Genomic DNA, 17,153 nt, shown 5'->3' with positions numbered 1-17,153 from the left:
TGAACGGAAATAAGGAGGGATTTTATGGCACATAGGACAGGACTGGAAGATCATTATGTGATACGGAATCAGAAAAAACTTCGCTTTGGTTATACCACGGGTTCCTGTGCGGCAGCTGCAGTAAAGGGAGCGGCCGAGATTCTTCTTGGGGGCAAGAAAATCTCAGAAGTAGAGCTGATGACTCCAAAAGGGATCCTTTTAAATCTGGAGCTTCTGGATATCCGGCAGGAAGAAAATGCAGTAAGCTGTGCGGTCCGTAAGGATGCCGGAGATGATCCGGATACTACAGACGGGATTCTGGTATATGCCCGGGCAGAAAAACTGTCAGCATCTGATGCTTCGGAGCAGACCGGCATGGAGGCAGACCAGAAGGAACTGACGGAAAATAAAGACCGTTTCCTGATAGATGGAGGAGCGGGAGTTGGACGAGTGACCAGACCCGGTCTGAAGCAGCCTGTTGGTGAGGCTGCCATCAATCCTGTACCCAAGGCTATGATCCTGAGATCTGCGGAGGAGGCCGCAGACAGATTTGATTATGAAGGCAGACTGAAGATCACTATATCTGTACCGAAAGGTGAGGAAATTGCCAAAAAGACTTTTAATCCAAGACTTGGTATTGTGGGAGGAATCTCCATTCTGGGAACCTCGGGCATTGTGGAGCCTATGAGTGAAAAAGCTCTGATCGACAGTATCCGGGTGGAAATGAGCCAGCATATTGCCATGGAAGAGGAATATCTTCTGGTGACGCCGGGAAATTATGGTGCAGATTTTTTAAGAGAGCATATGGAGCTCCCTTTTGAAAAAAATATTAAATGCAGCAATTATGTGGGAGAGACCATAGATATGGCTGTAGATATGGGAGCAAAAGGCATTCTTTTTGTTGCACATATCGGAAAATTTATTAAGGTTGCAGCAGGAATCATGAACACCCATTCTCACAGTGCGGATGGAAGAATGGAGGTTTTTTGTGCGGCAGCTGTCCGTGCGGGGGGCAGTCTTGCATGCGCGCAGGAACTCCTGCAGTGCAACACCACTGACGAAGCGCTATCTGTGCTGAAAAAATATGATCTGATGGAAGAGGTCATGAAAGTGATACTGGAGAAGATTCAGTTTTATCTGGATCATCGGTCCTATCATCAGATTCTTCTGGGAGCTGTGATTTTTTCTAATGAGTATGGTTACCTGGGTCAGACAGCCAATGCGTCAGAACTGATCAAAAAAATAGCTAAAGGAGAAAAAGAATGATACATTTTGTAGGAGCAGGACCGGGAGCACCGGATCTTATTACAGTCAGAGGAAAAAAATATCTGGAAGAAGCAGATGTGATCATATATGCAGGTTCTCTTGTGAATCCGCAGCTTCTGGAATACAGCAAGGATGTTTGTACCATTCACAACAGCGCAAAAATGACGCTGGAGGAAGTGATCTCTGTTATGGAAAGAGCGGAGGCAGAAGGAAAAACCACGGTCCGTCTCCATACAGGAGATCCCTGTATCTACGGAGCAATCCGTGAACAGATGGACATTCTGGATGAAAAGGGTATTGCTTATGATTCCTGTCCTGGCGTCAGCTCTTTCTGCGGAGCTGCAAGTGCGCTGGATCTGGAATATACCCTTCCGGATATTTCTCAGAGTGTGATCATTACCAGAATGGAAGGACGTACACCGGTTCCGTCCAAAGAAAGCATCCAGTCTTTTGCGGCACATCAGGCATCTATGGTGGTGTTTTTAAGCACCGGAATGCTGGAGGAATTAAGCAGGAGACTGATCGAAGGCGGATATACAGAGGATACACCGGCAGCTATTGTGTATAAGGCAACCTGGCCGGATGAAAAGAAATTTATCTGTACAGTAGGAACACTGGCAAAAACAGCAGCAGAGAATAATATTACAAAAACTGCCCTGATGATCATTGGTGATGCAGTAAAGGCAGCACATTATGACAGATCCAAGCTGTATGATCCTTCTTTTACCACTGAATTCCGAAAAGCCACCAAATAAAAAGGAGCAGCGGATGAAACTTTCGATAATCTGCTTCAGTCTTACCGGACTTCATACCGCAGAAAGGCTGAAGACCGGACTTGAGGAACAGGGGCATAAGGTTCTTCTTGCAAAAAAAAGTAAATATCTGGAAGATTCTGTTACAGAAAGTACTGTAAAATGGGCAGGCGGTCGTTTTCCCCTGGATGATGGAATTTTATTTGTGGGAGCCTGCGGGATAGCAGTAAGGAGCATTGCTCCTTATGTGGCGTCCAAAAAGTCTGATCCGGCAGTACTGGTGATCGACGAATGCGGAAACTTTGTAATCTCTCTGCTGTCCGGTCACCTGGGAGGCGCCAATGAACTGGCTTTGCAAAGTGCACAGATTCTGGGGGCACAGCCTGTAGTGACTACGGCTACAGATCTTCACAGACGTTTTGCCGTAGATGTTTTTGCAAAAAAGAACGGTTGTGATATCCGGAATATGACGGCGGCAAAAGAAGTGTCTGCAGCGCTTCTGGCAGGTAAAAAGGTTGGATTTTACAGTGAATTTCCCTGGAAGGGGGAACTCCCGGAGGGACTTGTTCTATGTGATATTTATGGAAAATTACAGGAAGAGCCAGACGAAGAGTCAGAGAAATCGGAAAGTATCCAAAAGAACCCGGAGCAGTATCCGGAGATTGGGATAGCGGTTACGATCCATAAATCCTGTAAGCCATTTTTATCTACTGTGCAGGTGATACCCCGGATTCTGACTCTTGGTATGGGGTGCAGGAGAGATAAAGAAGCGGAAGCCATAGAAAAAGCTGCGGACAGATGCATGGAGGAAGCAGATGTATTTCTTCAGGCAGTGGAGCAGCTGGCAAGCATTTCACTGAAAAAAAATGAGCCGGGGCTGCTTGATTATGCAGAAAAAAATAAAATTCCGTTCCGTACCTGGGACAGTGAAGCGTTAATGGAGGTGCAGGGAGATTTTACCCCTTCCTCTTTTGTAAAAAAGATCACAGGAGTAGAGAATGTCTGTGAACGAAGCGCTGTACTGGGGGCGTCAGACGGGACACTGATAAAAAGAAAATCCGGAGAGGACGGAGTGACAACTGCTCTTGCCATCCGGACATGGGAGGTACGTTTTGAATAAAATATATGTAGTAGGAATCGGCCCGGGAGGCTGTGACCAGATGACCGGGATCGCCATGGAAGCATTAAAAGCCAGTGATGTGATCATTGGATATACCGTATATGTGGATCTTGTAAAAGATACCTTTGCAGATAAAGAATTTCTTACCACACCGATGAAAAAAGAGGTAGACCGCTGTGTTCTTGCTTTTGAGGAGGCGATGAAGGGAAAAGTAGTCTCCATGATTTGCAGCGGAGACGCAGGTGTCTATGGAATGGCAGGACTTATGTACGAGGTTGGTGTGAAATATCCGGAGGTGGAACTGGAGATCGTTCCCGGTGTTACTGCTGCTCTGGGCGGAGCTGCCGTTCTTGGTGCTCCTTTGATCCACGATTTCTGTCTTATCAGTCTCAGCGACCTTCTCACCCCCTGGGAAAAGATCGAAGCCCGTCTTCTGGGGGCATCCCAGGCAGACTTTGTGATCTGTCTTTATAATCCTTCCAGCAGGAAGCGGCATGATTATCTGCAGAAGGCATGTGATCTGATGATGCAGTACAAATCTCCGGAAACCGTATGCGGCACGGTTGCCAATATCGGAAGAGAGGGAGAAGAATATCACCTTATGACCTTGAAGGAGCTTCGTGATACAAAGGTAGATATGTTTACTACCGTATTTATCGGCAACTCTCAGACAAAAGAGATCAATGGAAAAATGGTAACGCCAAGAGGATATCGGAATGTATAAAGCCATTGTATTTGCAGGCACAACAGAAGGATATGAGCTGTGCCGTTTTCTGGCAGAGCATCAGGTCCAGGTTCTTGGCTGTGTGGCTACAGAGTACGGAACGAAGTCTCTTTCGGAAAGTTCTTTTCTTCATGTACAGGGGAAACGCCTTTCGGAAGAGGAGATGGAAGCTCTTTTTGAGATGGAAAGACCGGAGATCGTTCTGGATGCCACCCATCCCTATGCTGCTGAGGTAACTGAAAATATCCGCAGGGCCTGTGAAAAAAACAGAATCTCCTATATCCGGGTTCTGCGGGAGGAAAGCAGTCATCAGAAAGCCGTGTATGTAGAAAGCACGGAAGAGGCGGCGGAATTCCTGAAAACCACAGAGGGAAACGTTCTCCTTACTACAGGAAGCAAGGAGTTAAAACTGTTTACCGGTGTTCCGGATTTTCAGAAACGCCTTTTTGCCCGGGTTCTTTCTCTTCCTTCTGTGATCGACACCTGCAGGGAACTGGGGTTTGAAGGAAGAAATCTGATTGCCATGCAGGGGCCTTTTTCGGAGGAGATGAATGCAGCCATGTTGAAACAGTATGACTGCCGTTATCTGGTTACAAAGGATTCCGGAAAAGCCGGCGGTTTTCTGGAAAAGATACAGGCAGCCGTTTCCTGCGGAGTGATACCGGTGATCATCGGCCGCCCGTTAAATGAACAGGGAATAACACTTGCAGATGCCTGCTCTGTGCTGGCAGAGAAATTTCAGTTTTCCATGAAGCCACAGGTAACGCTTCTGGGTATTGGCATGGGAAGCCGGGATACTATGACTGTTCAGGGAAAAACTGCCGTAGAAAATGCAGATCTGATCATAGGTGCAAAAAGAATGGCAGATGCCGTTCGTCTTCCCCATCAGGATGTATTTTATGAATACAGAAGTCAGGAGATCGCAGACTATATCCACAGCCATCCGCAGTACAGAAAAGTGGTGATTGCCCTTTCCGGCGATGTTGGTTTTTACAGTGGAGCCAAAAAGCTTCTGGAGCTTCTGGGAGAGGATACGCAGGTGATCTGCGGAATCTCCTCAGTGGTTTATTTTATGGCAAAGATAGGACTGTCCTGGGATGATGCCAAAATTGTCAGCGCTCATGGAAAAAGCTGTAATCTGGTGTCCCAGATCCGTTCAAACAAAAAGGTATTTGCCATTCTGGGAACCCCAGAGGGAACGGCAGAGCTTGCCCGTAAGCTGACTTTTTATGGAATGGGAGATGTTCTTCTCTATGTGGGTGAGAATCTTTCTTATGACAATGAAAAGATTTTTGTAAAAAAAGCAAGTGAACTGACCGAGTATCAGGGAGATGCTCTCAGTGTGATCTGCGCATATAATGAAACGGCAGTAGAAGAAGCAGCTACCCACGGACTTCCCGATGAGGAATTTATCAGGGGAAAAGCTCCTATGACAAAAACAGAAGTCCGTACCGTTTCTATGGGAAAACTGAAACTGAAAAAGGATTCGGTATGTTATGACGTAGGAGCAGGGACAGGATCGGTTTCTGTGGAAATGGCGCTCTGTGCCACAGAAGGCAGAGTGTATGCCATTGAGAAAAAAGAAGACGCCCTTGACCTTATCCGACAGAACAAAGAAAAGTTTGCTCTTGACCACATGGAAGTTATAGCAGGAACAGCCCCGGAGGCTCTGGAAGGGCTTCCGGCTCCTACGCATGCTTTTATTGGAGGGTCTTCCGGAAATCTTAAAGAAATCATCCATGTCCTTCTTGAAAAAAACAGAAACGTCCGGATGGTGATCAACTGTATCACTCTGGAAACGGTCAGTGAAGCCATGGAATGTATCCGGCAGCTGAAGGCAGAGGATGAAAATACCGTATGGGAAACAGATATTGTACAGCTTGCAGTTTCCAGATCAAAATCCATCGGCCGCTATCACATGATGATGGGAGAAAATCCTATTTATGTGATTACTATTCAGGAAGTCAGATAAAAGGAGGAGAAGCTTATGAAAATACCCAGGATACTTCTGGCAGCAGGAGCCAGCGGAAGCGGCAAAACACTGATCACCTGCGGACTTCTCCAGGCGCTGGTCGGCAGAGGGTTAAAAACAGCTTCTTTTAAGTGCGGGCCGGATTACATTGACCCTATGTTCCACAGCAGAGTGATCGGCACAAGATCCAGAAATCTGGATACCTTTTTTACTTCGGAGAATATCACAAGGGGAATTTTTCAAAAGAATGCCGTTGGCTGTGACATCTCTGTGATGGAGGGAGTCATGGGATTTTATGACGGCGTTGGAGGAACAACTACACGGGCAAGTGCATATGACCTTGCCAGAGTGACCGATACACCGGTGATCCTTATTGTAAACAGTAAGGGGATGAGTGTTTCGCTGTCAGCTTACATCAAAGGTTTTCTGGAATATAAAAAGGACAGTCATATCAAAGGCGTGATCTTTAATCAGATGTCTCCCATGCTGTATCCCAGAATGAAGGAACTGGTGGAGAGAGAACTGGGGATCGTGGTGCTGGGGTATGTGCCCCGGGTGGAAGACTGTGTGATCGAAAGCCGTCATCTGGGGCTGGTTCTTCCTCATGAGATCCCGGAACTGAAAAGCCGCCTTTATAAGCTGGCGGAAATTCTGGAGAACACACTGGATATGGAAGGAATCCAAAGGCTGGCAGAAAGTGCGCCGGATATGGATGAGATCTCAGTAAAACCGGAGTTTGTTCTGGAGGAACCGGTGCGGATCGGAGTGGCTGAGGATGAGGCATTTTGTTTCTTTTATGAAGATAATTTCAGGATCCTCAGAGAAATGGGAGCAGAGCTTGTGCCCTTTTCGCCCATTCATGACAGACATCTTCCGGAGGAGGTGGACGGTATTCTTCTCTATGGAGGCTATCCGGAGCTGAACGGACAGGAGCTGGAAAAAAATAATTCTGTGAAAGAAGAGATCAGACAAAGGATCAAAGCCGGACTTCCCTGCATGGCAGAGTGCGGAGGATTTATGTATCTTCATGAGGAAATGGAAGATATGGACGGACAGATCCGTCATATGGCAGGCGTGATTCCGGGAAAAGTATACCGGACACCCAGACTTTCCAGATTTGGCTATATTTCTCTTCAGCAGAAAAAAACAGTTCTGGGAGAAAAGAATCTGGGAGAGATTCCCGCTCATGAATTTCATTATTTTGATTCGGAAAACTGCGGCGGAGATTTTTATGCACAGAAGCCGGAAAGCACCAGAGGATGGGAGTGTATTCATGGGACGGACACTCTTTTTGCAGGCTTTCCGCATCTGTACTACTATGGGAATCCACGAATACCGGAGGCGTTTCTAAAAAAATGTCTTGAATATAAAAAACAAAGACACAGGATATAGAATTTTACTGTAGACACTGTGTCAGGAAGAGGAAATTTTGCTTTATCATACCATTGCCCTGGCAGCAGGGTACTTACTGGATCTTTTGATCGGAGATCCCAGATGGCTGTATCATCCGGTATGCCTGATCGGAAATCTGATCGCATTGCTTGAAAAAGGAATCAGGAAAATTTTTTCGAAAACAGAAAAAGGAGAATTGTCCGGAGGAGTTCTGGAAGTTGTTCTGGTGTGTCTTATTTCTCTGGGGGTTCCCTGGGTGGTTTTATCTGTGCTGTATCGATATATGCCTCTGGCGGGACTTGCACTGGAAACCTTCTGGTGCTATCAGCTTCTTGCCACAAAATCCTTAAAGGATGAAAGTATGAAGGTATATGACCGTCTGAAAAACGGTACCATTGAGGAAGCCCGCTATGCGGTTTCTATGATTGTGGGACGGGATACGGCAGAGCTTACAGAGGAAGGCGTAACCAAGGCAGCGGTGGAAACTGTGGCGGAAAATGGTTCCGACGGAGTGATCGCGCCTATGCTTTATATGGCGTTGGGCGGTGTTCCTCTGATGTTCCTGTATAAAGGGATCAACACCATGGATTCTATGCTGGGCTACAAAAATGACAGATATCTGTATTTTGGCCGCTGTGCGGCAAAGCTGGATGATCTTGCAAATTATATCCCTGCAAGGATTTCCGGATGGCTGATGGTAGCCGCTGCGTTTTTGACAGGAATGGATGGAAAAAATGCAGCAAAAATCTATAAAAGAGACAGAAGGAACCATGCAAGTCCCAACTCTGCCCAGACGGAGGCGGCAGTGGCAGGCGCCTTAAGAGTGCAGCTTGCGGGAAATGCATATTATTTTGGAAAATTATATGAAAAGCCAACAATCGGAGATAAGCTTCGGGAAGTGGAGCCGGAGGATATCAGACGTGCCAACCGGCTTTTGTACGGGGCTTCTGTACTCAGCGTACTCCTTTGTCTTGGAGGAAGACTTCTGGTACAGCTTCTGGTGTAGTATTTGTTATCAAAAGAAAAGGAAGAAGCATCGGTATTTCATGATGTGACAATACAGGAGAAAGACAATGAACAAACATATACATGGAGGAAATATTTATACTTATCGGGACTGCCTTGATTTTTCCGCCAACTGTAACCCTTTAGGAACACCGGAAAGTATAAAAGAAGCGGTCCGGGGCAGTCTGGAGCATCTGGGAGATTATCCTCAGGTTGGCTATGCTCCTCTGAAAGAGGCTCTGGGAAAATATGAGGATATGGATCCAGAGCATATCATCTGCGGAAACGGAGCTGCAGAACTGATTTTTTCCCTTTGTCAGGCGGTACGTCCGAAAAGGGCGCTGATCCCGATTCCGACTTTTGCAGAATATGAACAGGCTCTTGCAAGTGTGGGGTGTGAAGTGGAGCATGTGCTCCTTCGGGAAGAGGATACCTTTCAGATGCAGGAAAGCTTTATTGACTGGCTTCACAGAGACCTGGACATGGTGTTTCTGTGCAATCCAAATAATCCCACAGGCATCCTGACAGACAGAGAGTTTTTATTCCGTGTGCTGCGCAACTGCCGGGAACTGGGGATCCTGCTTGTTGTAGACGAATGTTTCCTTGACTTTATCAAAGAGCCGGGGAAATATTCTCTGAAGGCACAGCTTCCAAGATATCACAATCTTTTTATCCTGAAAGCGTTTACCAAGCGTTATGCGATGGCAGGTGTCCGTCTGGGATATGGACTCAGCGAAAACAGAGAGCTTCTGGAAAAAATGGCCCAGGTGACCCAGCCCTGGAATATTTCTGTTATGGCGCAGGCGGCAGGGATTGCGGCTTTGAAGGAAGGTTCGTATGTGGAACAGGGACGGAAGCTTGTGTTTGAGGAAGCTGTTTACCTGAAAGAAGGATTGAAGGAGCTGGGGTTCCGGGTATATCCCTCTGAGGCCAATTATATTTTTTTCCGGGGGAAGCCGGGGCTTTTTGAAAAAGGGATCCAAAATGGTGTGATCCTTCGTGACTGCAGCAACTATCCGGGACTGTCTGATGGTTATTACCGGATTGCAGTACGCACACGGGCGGAAAATGAAAAGCTTCTGGAAGCATTGAAAAATTGTCTGGAGGAAAACTGAACATGGCTAAAGCAATCATGGTACAGGGAACCATGTCAAATGCGGGAAAAAGTCTTCTTGCAGCAGGATTATGCCGCATTTTTAAGCAGGACGGATACCGGGTGGCTCCCTTTAAATCACAGAACATGGCGCTGAATTCCTTTATCACAGAGGAAGGGCTGGAAATGGGACGGGCACAGGTAATGCAGGCAGAGGCGGCAGGAATCGCTCCTTCTGTGCTGATGAACCCGATCCTCCTGAAGCCTACTAATGATGTAGGTTCTCAGGTGATCGTAAACGGAGAAGTCCTGGGTACAATGAGCGCCAGAGATTATTTTAAGTATAAGAAAAAATTAGTGCCGGATGTAATGAAAGCTTATAATACACTTGCATCCGAAAACGATATTATTGTTATTGAGGGAGCCGGAAGTCCTGCAGAGATCAATCTGAAAACAGAGGATATCGTAAATATGGGTATGGCAAAAATGGCCGCCGCTCCGGTCCTTCTGGTAGGAGATATTGACAGAGGCGGAGTGTTTGCCCAGCTTTATGGTACGGTAGAGCTTCTGGAGCCGGATGAAAGAGATATGGTCAAAGGGCTTATCATCAATAAATTCCGCGGGGATAAGACCATTCTGGATCCCGGTGTGGAAATGCTGGAGGAGAAGTGCCGCATTCCGGTGGTTGGTGTGGCTCCTTATCTGGATATCCAGGTGGAAGATGAAGACAGTCTGACAGACCGGTTTGACAGAGACCAGGAAATCGGACTGATTGATATTGCTGTGATCCGCGTACCGAGAATTTCAAATTTTACAGATTTTAATCCGTTTGAGAGTATTCCGGGAGTCTCTCTTCGTTATGTAAAACATCCTGCGGAGCTGAAGAATCCGGATGTGATCATGCTTCCCGGCACAAAAAATACCATGGAGGATCTTCAGTGGCTTAGGGAGAGCGGCATGGAGGCTCTGATTTTGAAGGCTGCCGCCAGAGGAACCTTTGTGTTTGGCATCTGCGGAGGATATCAGATGCTGGGAGAATCTTTAAGTGATCCCCACGGGGTGGAAGCCGGCGGTACCATGAGAGGTATGGGGCTTCTTCCTATGGATACGGTTTTTGCGGAGAAAAAAACACGGACACAGGTTACCGGCAGGTATCTGGAAATCCAGGGAGAATATCAGCCGTTAAGCGGTGTGGAGTTTACCGGCTATGAGATCCACATGGGAGAAAGTACCTGGAAATCCGGTGCTCATGCCAGTACCTGGACTTGCGATGGAGTCAGCGGACAGGAAAAAACAGAAGGGACTGTTTTTGAAAATATCTGCGGCACCTATGTACATGGAATTTTTGACAAAGAAGAATCTGCCCTTGCTCTGATCCGTGCAGTGGGAGAAAAAAAAGGAATTGACGTTTCTCAGATGGAAGGTGTGGATTTTGCTTCCTTTAAAGAAACCCAGTATGATATTCTGGCAGCAGAGCTGAGAAAACATCTGGATATGAAGAAAATATATCAGATCCTGGAAGAAGGCATTGGAGGAACAGAAAATGAAGGTTGAACTTGAAAACGTAAAACCAATGGATATTGAAAAAAGAAGTTTTGAGATCATTACCGAAGAACTGGGTGAGAAAAAACTGATCCCCGGAACAGAGCTTGTGGTAAAACGATGTATCCATACCAGCGCGGATTTTGATTACGCAGACAATCTGTGCTTCTCTCCGGATGTGATCGAAAAAGCTCTGGAGGCAATCCGGAACGGGGCATGTATCGTAACCGATACGCAGATGGCAAAATCCGGTATCAACAAGAAGGCGCTTGCACGCTATGGAGGAGAAGTTTATTGTTTTATATCTGATGAGGATGTAGCAGAAACAGCAAAGAAAAACGGTACAACAAGAGCTACAGCCAGCATGGACAAGGCAGCTTCTCTTGACAAAAAGCTGATTTTTGCCATTGGAAATGCACCTACAGCTCTGGTTCGCCTTTATGAACTGATCCAGGAAGGCAGACTGGATCCGGAGCTGATCATCGGTGTTCCGGTAGGATTTGTTAATGTAGTCCAGTCCAAGGAGCTGATCATGGAATCCGGGGCCCCTTATATTGTGGCAAAGGGTCGCAAAGGAGGCAGCAATATTGCTGCCTGCATCTGTAATGCCCTGCTTTATATGATCGATAATAGAAGAGACTGAGATATGTCAGAAGGATTTTGCCTGGTTAGATCAAATGGCGGAGGAGTTTTCTGAAATCATTTCTTTCAGAAGTTCACATGCAGGCTGAAAATCTGATGTAGGGAGAGAGGAGCAGGAAAGAAGTATGGTAACGCTTTCTGTGTCCTCCCGTAGTATCTTCAGGCGCAGGCCACGGGTCCGCGCCTTTTTTTTGAAATTTTCTCCGGAATCCGTCCAGGGAAGGGTAAGAGCCAGGCTGGTACCGGCGGCTCCGATCTGAATTTTTGATGTTTTTCCGAAGATTTCCTGTACAACAGTAAGAAGCTCTTTCAGCTTGGCAGAATAAAGCCGTTTCAGTCTTCGGGTCTGGGCGGAAAGATGTCCGTCCCGGATAAACTGACAAAGGGCGATCTGTTCTGCCTTGGAGGCGGTCTGATTATAAAAAGCGCCTTTGGCATGATACTTTTCTGTCAGTTCAGGAGGCAGGATCATAAAGCTGATTCGGATGGAAGGAAGAAGCAGTCTGGAAAAAGATCCCATATAGACTACTTTTCGTCCTCCTGCAAGACTGAAAAGAGAGGGAGTAGGCTTTTGCAGATAAACAAATTCGTTTTCAAAATCATCTTCAATGATCAGGCTGTTGTTGGAAGCAGCATGGCGGATCAGCTCCAGACGTCTGGATACAGGCATGATTTCTCCCCATTTCGTCATATGGGCAGGGGAAACATAGATCACATCACTGTTTTTATTCCGATACCGGATTTCAAATCCAAAATCAGAAAAGATGGTGCTTCCCTGTACAAAAGAAGGATTGGGAAAGGATACATTTTTTCTGTTTTTTATAAGAGGGCAGAGAATCTGCAGGAGACTCTGCACACCGGCACCTATAACAATGTCATCCGGGGAACAGGTAATGTTTCTCCGCTGTCTTACATAATCAGACAGAGTCTGACGGAAATCAGCTTCCCCCTGAGGTTCTCCATAAGAGAGCAGACGTTCGTTCTGACGCAGAGCGCTTTTCAGATATCTCTGCCATAGATCGAAACGAAAGCTTTCTCTGTCTACGCCGGAGGAAGAAAGATCATACAGACAAGGCGGTTCTTCCGGTGCGGAAGATTTTTTTTCTATAGGGCTCTGGAGAGCGATATCTGTGACGTAGTAACCGCTTTGAGCCTTGGAGATAATATATCCGTCGGCTGCCAGCTGGAGATAGGCATTTTCTATGGTGGTACGGCTTAGCTGAAGCTCCTGGGCGCATTTGCGCAGAGATGGCATCCGGCTTCCGGGCTGAAGGCGGTGGGTCAGAATCAGATCGCGATAGTAATGACAGACCTGCAGATACAGATGCTCCGGATGTTCGGAGTCTGTTTTGGAAAAGAGAAAGCTCTGGTTTTTTGAGGATTTTTCTGTATTTGGATGTGGGCACATTAGAATGATTCCTTCCTTTTTGATTAAACTGTCCCTTTAAAAATAGGAAAAACTGGTCGTTTTTTAAGATACATGATGATGCTATTCTATAGCATAGTATAAAAGAATGCAAGATGAGGAGAAATGTTTTGAAAAAAATTGCAGTGATCAATGATCTTTCGGGAATGGGAAAATGTTCTCTTACGGCAGCCATTCCGGTGATTTCCGTTATGGGAGTTCAGGCATGCCCTCTTCCAACGGCGATCCTAAGTGCCCAGACAGGATTTGAAACATATTATTATAATGATTATACAGAACATATGGAAGAAATTATGCTTCGCTGGAAGCAGATGAGATTCCGTCCGGACGGTATTTATACAGGATTTCTTTCCGGCGCGGCTCAGGCAGATGTGGTTCTGGAGTTTATTGAAATTTTTGGTGATGAAAATACAAAAATACTAATAGATCCTGTTATGGGAGACAATGGAACAGAATATCCTATTTATACAGAAGTTCTTTGTGAAAAAATGCGTATTTTAGCAGAAAAAGCGTCAATTATCACACCAAACCTGACAGAAGCTCTGCTGCTTCTTTATGGAAAAGAAAAAATCCGTGAAAGATGGAAGTGGATGGCAGCATTGAATCAAAAAGATTTTATGGGTGAAGTTGAGAAAACAGGAAAAAAACTGGCGGAAGCCTTTGGTGTGGAGGCAGTGATCACAGGGATTGACCTTATTGAGGAAAAATCTGTTTCTATGGGAAACCTGATTACCGATCATAGGGGATGCACCTGGGTAAAGGTAAAAAAAGAGGGAGGCAGTTATTCTGGAACAGGGGATCTGTTTGCCTCTGTATTAAGTGCCGGGATGGTGAAAGGAACAGATCTGGCAGAATCTGTACAAAAAGCGGCAGATTTTATTTCGAAAGCTATCCATGATACTGTTCTGGAAGGAACTGACCGGAATGAAGGCGTATGTTTTGAAAAATATCTTAGTGAATTATTATAAAAAAGTGAGGTTGGAACAGTATGGAAGAAAAGAAGGAAAGATACATTGTTGCAGTGGACATGGACGGAACGCTTCTGAACAGTCAGGGACAGGTGACAAAAAGAACTGCAGATGTTCTGCAGAGACTCCTTGATGAAGGACATTATGTGATTCCGGCCAGCGGGCGATCTCTTGGACTTCTTCCGTCGGATGTGACTGCTCTGAAAGGAATTCCTTATGGGGTTCTGGAAAATGGAGCAGTTGTCTGGGACTGGAAAAATTCCTGTGTTCTGAAGCGGTTTCCCATGCCTGAGGGAATGGCAGAGCATATTCTTGCAGATGCAGAAGCTTTTGTAAAAGAAGAAGGAAAAGAAATACTTTATTTTGTGGAATTTTTTGCGGAAGGACAGGTTTATGCGGATAAGGCAGATCTGGAGCGGTTTTCTGATGTGGACATTCCGGGCAGATTTTCGGAGTATATGCTTTCCGGACATACATATCTTGAAAATCTAAGAGAACAGAAAGAACTTTTGAATCAGGCTGAAAAACTAAATTTGTTTTTTGCAGTGCCTGAATATGGAGCCGCAGTCCGCAAAGCATGGAGCAGTGATCCTGAAATCTGCGTAACATCATCAGTTCCTGGAAATGCAGAATTTAATGCCAGAGGTGTAGATAAGGGAAACGGACTTCTTCCTGTTATGAAAAAGCTTGGGATTGACAAAGAGCATGTGATTGCCATAGGCGACAGCGATAATGATCTGGAGATGCTGCAAATGGCCGGAATTTCAGTTGCAATGGGAAATGCTGCAGCTCATATAAAAGAAACGGCAGTTTATGTAACTGAGGATAATGATCATGACGGGGCTGCTGTATTTTTGGAAAAGTTTTTTGGTTTTAATGAATAAAAGGTATAATAAAATATTTTACAAAAACAGCCGGATACAGACTTCCTATGGCAGCTTGTATCCGGCCGGTTTGTACTTAGAGATTTTTCTTTTTATAAATAAACCAGGAAGCCCCGGCAGTAAATACGGTAAGATAACCGAGAAGAATGCCGATGCCTGCAAAATTTACAGATCCGCCGGCAGAAATGCCTCGGATCATCTGGCTTGTCTGAGAAAGAGGAAGTATGCTTACGATATCTCCCAAAATCCCAGGGATTTTTTCTGTTGAAAAAAAGGTATTGCACAGATAAGCCATAGGCATGATGATGTAGTTTGAAAATCTTGGAACGTCCGCGTGATTTTTGGCAAGGAAAGAAACAACTACGCCAATAGCGGAAAAAACCGCTCCATTCAGGAACATGATAAAAAAAGACCAGCCATTAAAAATCAGTCCGGTTTCAATAGGTGCAGTAAGGATCAGGATGATACCGCCTGCATAAAGTCCTCGGAGACTTCCACCAATAATCTGACCGGCAATAAACTGCCACAAAGGTGTTGGGGAGATCATAACCTGGTCAAAGGCTTTTTCGTAAAGGCGCTGAACGTTAAGATTCTGTGCAATGGCATTAAAACTTCCATTCATAGTAGTCAGCGCTACAACGCCCGGAATCAAGAAGTTCAGGTAAGGTTCTCCGTGGGACATGGTCTGAATCCCCATGCCGAAAACGATTAGATACATCAAAGGTGCGATCATGGCAGCCAAAGTGATTTTGTAAAAATCTCTTCGAAATTCTACCCATTTCTCCCATAAAATTGTAATAATTCCCATCGAACTCCTCCTTTATGACGGAGACAGGTGTCTGCCTGCCCGCTCTACAAAAACATCCTCCAGGGTGGTTTCCCTGAGGGCTGCCTGTCCGGTAAGACCGGAAAGGAATTCTATAGCTTCCTGACGATGATGGAAATAATGACTTTTTGTTTCCTCCGGCAGCATTTCATCAACCGTATATTTGCCAAGGCTGTCGATCAGACCGGAAGGTGTATTGATCTCTTCCAGCTTTCCATGATCCATCAAAGCAACACGGCCGCAGAGAGACTGTGCTTCTTCCATATAATGGGTGGTAAGGAGAATGGTCAGGTTTTTGCCGTTCAGTTTTCGCAGAAGATTCCACATCTGCCTTCTGGATAAAGCATCCATTCCTGCTGTAGGCTCATCCAGAAGAAGGATCTCCGGATCCGTAAGCAGTGCGCGGCATACCATCAGCTTACGTTTCATGCCACCGGAAAGTTTCCTTACGGTACGTTTTCGGAATTTCAGAAGATCACAGAAATCCAGCAGCTCCTCTGTTCTTCTGCGGATTTCTTTTTTGGGCATAAAATAAAGCCGGCCCTGGTATTCCATGATTTCATCCATGTTCATATCCTGGCGCATGGAGTACTCCTGGGTGATCACACTGATCTTACGCTTCAGTTCCGGACGATTTCTGGTAAGAGTCTGTCCGTTGATCAGAATCTCTCCCTTTGTGGGAAGAAGAAGCGTAGATAAAAGACTGATAGTTGTTGTTTTTCCTGCGCCATTAGGTCCGAGCAGCCCGAAAAATTCGCCGGATTCAATCTTTAGGTTTAAATTGTCTACAGCTGTGAAGCCGTCAAAAGTCTTCGTAAGATTTTTTGTTTCGATCATGACAGTGTTTTCGATTCTTTTGCGATGATCAGGGAGTAGTATCCGGCATCATCCGGAATTTCCTCTACACTGCGGTAAATATGTTCGTTTTCCATTCCGCAGTTTTCTACCATAAGAACATCACGTCCGCTCTGGGAGAGAATTTCTTTTACCTGGTTCATTTTTTTTCCGGATTTCATAAGAATATAATTTCCGGATTCGTTTAAAGTGCTGTCAAGACGGTGAACGGCCGGAACCACATGGAGCTGTTCATTCCATTCAGAAAGAGGAATGTTCAGGCGGGCGGCAGCGGCGCAGAAAGATGTTATACCGCTGACAAGTTCTGTGTGATAACCGTCTTTTTCTACACGTTTCTGTAAATAGGAAAAAGTAGAGTATACGCAGGGATCTCCCAGAGTAAGAAATACAATATTTTTACCTTGGTCAAGAACTTCCTCTAAAGCCATTGCTCCTTTGGTGTGGTTCTTTTCCAGTTCCTCCGGATCATGTGTCATTGGCATATAAATTGGTAAAAGCTCTTTTTCGGCAAGCTCAGGGACTGCCTGAACAGCGATTTTATATGCAACCGTTTCTTTGGGATCAGCGCCGGGAACAGCAATGATCATATTTTCGCGGATCAGGCGTACAGCCTTCAGAGTCATAAGCTCCGGATCTCCAGGGCCAACGCCTACCCCGTATAAAGTTCCTTTCATTAATAAGTTCCTCCTTAAAAAGATAGTATTTCT

Annotated in this window: 16 protein-coding genes; 12 read left to right on the top strand and 4 right to left on the bottom strand. The window is 45.7% G+C overall.

Features of this window, described 5'->3' with window-relative positions; translation table 11 throughout:
* The first annotated feature begins 24 nt into the window (after window positions 1–24).
* The 10 genes from cbiD to RDS42_RS05180 all read left to right on the top strand — a co-directional run bounded on the left by cbiD (window position 25) and on the right by RDS42_RS05180 (window position 11,488).
* On the top strand, window positions 25–1,245 hold the full coding sequence (cbiD, locus tag RDS42_RS05225; protein ID WP_308782719.1) for a cobalt-precorrin-5B (C(1))-methyltransferase CbiD: 1,221 nt from the start codon (window positions 25–27) through the stop codon (window positions 1,243–1,245).
* Window positions 1,242–2,000, top strand: a complete 759-nt coding sequence (gene cobM, locus RDS42_RS05220; RefSeq protein WP_308782718.1) for a precorrin-4 C(11)-methyltransferase — start codon at window positions 1,242–1,244, stop codon at window positions 1,998–2,000. Before cbiD ends, cobM begins: the two co-directional genes overlap by 4 nt.
* A gap of 13 nt (window positions 2,001–2,013) precedes the next feature.
* Complete coding sequence (locus RDS42_RS05215; RefSeq protein WP_308782717.1) at window positions 2,014–3,117, top strand: cobalt-precorrin 5A hydrolase; 1,104 nt, start codon at window positions 2,014–2,016, stop codon at window positions 3,115–3,117.
* Window positions 3,110–3,841: a precorrin-3B C(17)-methyltransferase gene (gene cobJ / locus RDS42_RS05210; RefSeq protein ID WP_308782716.1), complete on the top strand. Its 732-nt coding sequence runs from the start codon at window positions 3,110–3,112 to the stop codon at window positions 3,839–3,841. Before RDS42_RS05215 ends, cobJ begins: the two co-directional genes overlap by 8 nt.
* Window positions 3,834–5,813 (top strand): precorrin-6A reductase, encoded by a 1,980-nt coding sequence (gene cobK, locus RDS42_RS05205; protein WP_308782715.1) that lies wholly within the window; start codon window positions 3,834–3,836, stop codon window positions 5,811–5,813. The genes cobJ and cobK overlap by 8 nt, the downstream gene beginning before the upstream one ends.
* Window positions 5,814–5,828: 15 nt before the next feature.
* Window positions 5,829–7,205, top strand: a complete 1,377-nt coding sequence (locus tag RDS42_RS05200; protein ID WP_308782714.1) for a cobyrinate a,c-diamide synthase — start codon at window positions 5,829–5,831, stop codon at window positions 7,203–7,205.
* Between the two features lie 34 nt (window positions 7,206–7,239).
* Window positions 7,240–8,211, top strand: a complete 972-nt coding sequence (gene cbiB / locus RDS42_RS05195) for an adenosylcobinamide-phosphate synthase CbiB (RefSeq protein ID WP_308782720.1) — start codon at window positions 7,240–7,242, stop codon at window positions 8,209–8,211.
* Between the two features lie 67 nt (window positions 8,212–8,278).
* Complete coding sequence (gene cobD / locus RDS42_RS05190) at window positions 8,279–9,325, top strand: threonine-phosphate decarboxylase CobD (RefSeq protein ID WP_308782713.1); 1,047 nt, start codon at window positions 8,279–8,281, stop codon at window positions 9,323–9,325.
* Between the two features lie 2 nt (window positions 9,326–9,327).
* Window positions 9,328–10,857, top strand: a complete 1,530-nt coding sequence (locus RDS42_RS05185) for a cobyric acid synthase (RefSeq protein ID WP_308782712.1) — start codon at window positions 9,328–9,330, stop codon at window positions 10,855–10,857.
* Entirely contained in the window at window positions 10,847–11,488 is a 642-nt protein-coding gene (locus RDS42_RS05180; RefSeq protein ID WP_308782711.1) for a precorrin-8X methylmutase, read from the top strand. The genes RDS42_RS05185 and RDS42_RS05180 overlap by 11 nt, the downstream gene beginning before the upstream one ends.
* A gap of 30 nt (window positions 11,489–11,518) precedes the next feature.
* On the opposite strand, the gene RDS42_RS05175 is transcribed toward RDS42_RS05180, so the two are convergent.
* Window positions 11,519–12,895, bottom strand: a complete 1,377-nt coding sequence (locus tag RDS42_RS05175) for a PLP-dependent aminotransferase family protein (RefSeq protein WP_308782710.1) — start codon at window positions 12,893–12,895, stop codon at window positions 11,519–11,521.
* Between the two features lie 128 nt (window positions 12,896–13,023).
* Between RDS42_RS05175 and RDS42_RS05170 the strand changes: the two genes are divergently transcribed.
* A complete protein-coding gene (locus tag RDS42_RS05170; RefSeq protein WP_308782709.1) occupies window positions 13,024–13,881 on the top strand; it encodes a pyridoxamine kinase in 858 nt (285 codons plus the stop codon).
* A 20-nt stretch (window positions 13,882–13,901) separates the two neighbouring features.
* A complete protein-coding gene (locus tag RDS42_RS05165; protein ID WP_308782708.1) occupies window positions 13,902–14,765 on the top strand; it encodes a Cof-type HAD-IIB family hydrolase in 864 nt (287 codons plus the stop codon).
* 76 nt (window positions 14,766–14,841) lie between these two features.
* On the opposite strand, the gene RDS42_RS05160 is transcribed toward RDS42_RS05165, so the two are convergent.
* Genes RDS42_RS05160 through cobI form a run of 3 tightly spaced genes read right to left on the bottom strand, consistent with a single transcriptional unit; the run spans window position 14,842 to window position 17,120 of the window.
* Window positions 14,842–15,573 (bottom strand): ABC transporter permease, encoded by a 732-nt coding sequence (locus RDS42_RS05160; protein ID WP_308782707.1) that lies wholly within the window; start codon window positions 15,571–15,573, stop codon window positions 14,842–14,844.
* Window positions 15,574–15,585: 12 nt separating this feature from the next.
* Window positions 15,586–16,428 (bottom strand): ABC transporter ATP-binding protein, encoded by an 843-nt coding sequence (locus RDS42_RS05155; RefSeq protein WP_308782706.1) that lies wholly within the window; start codon window positions 16,426–16,428, stop codon window positions 15,586–15,588.
* Window positions 16,425–17,120 (bottom strand): precorrin-2 C(20)-methyltransferase, encoded by a 696-nt coding sequence (cobI, locus tag RDS42_RS05150; RefSeq protein WP_308782705.1) that lies wholly within the window; start codon window positions 17,118–17,120, stop codon window positions 16,425–16,427. The genes RDS42_RS05155 and cobI overlap by 4 nt, the downstream gene beginning before the upstream one ends.
* Window positions 17,121–17,153: the final 33 nt, after the last annotated feature.

This window comes from uncultured Blautia sp., from assembly GCF_902497045.1.
Classification (GTDB): Bacteria; Bacillota; Clostridia; order Lachnospirales; family Lachnospiraceae; genus Blautia_A.
This window is presented reverse-complemented; position numbering and strand designations above follow the sequence as displayed.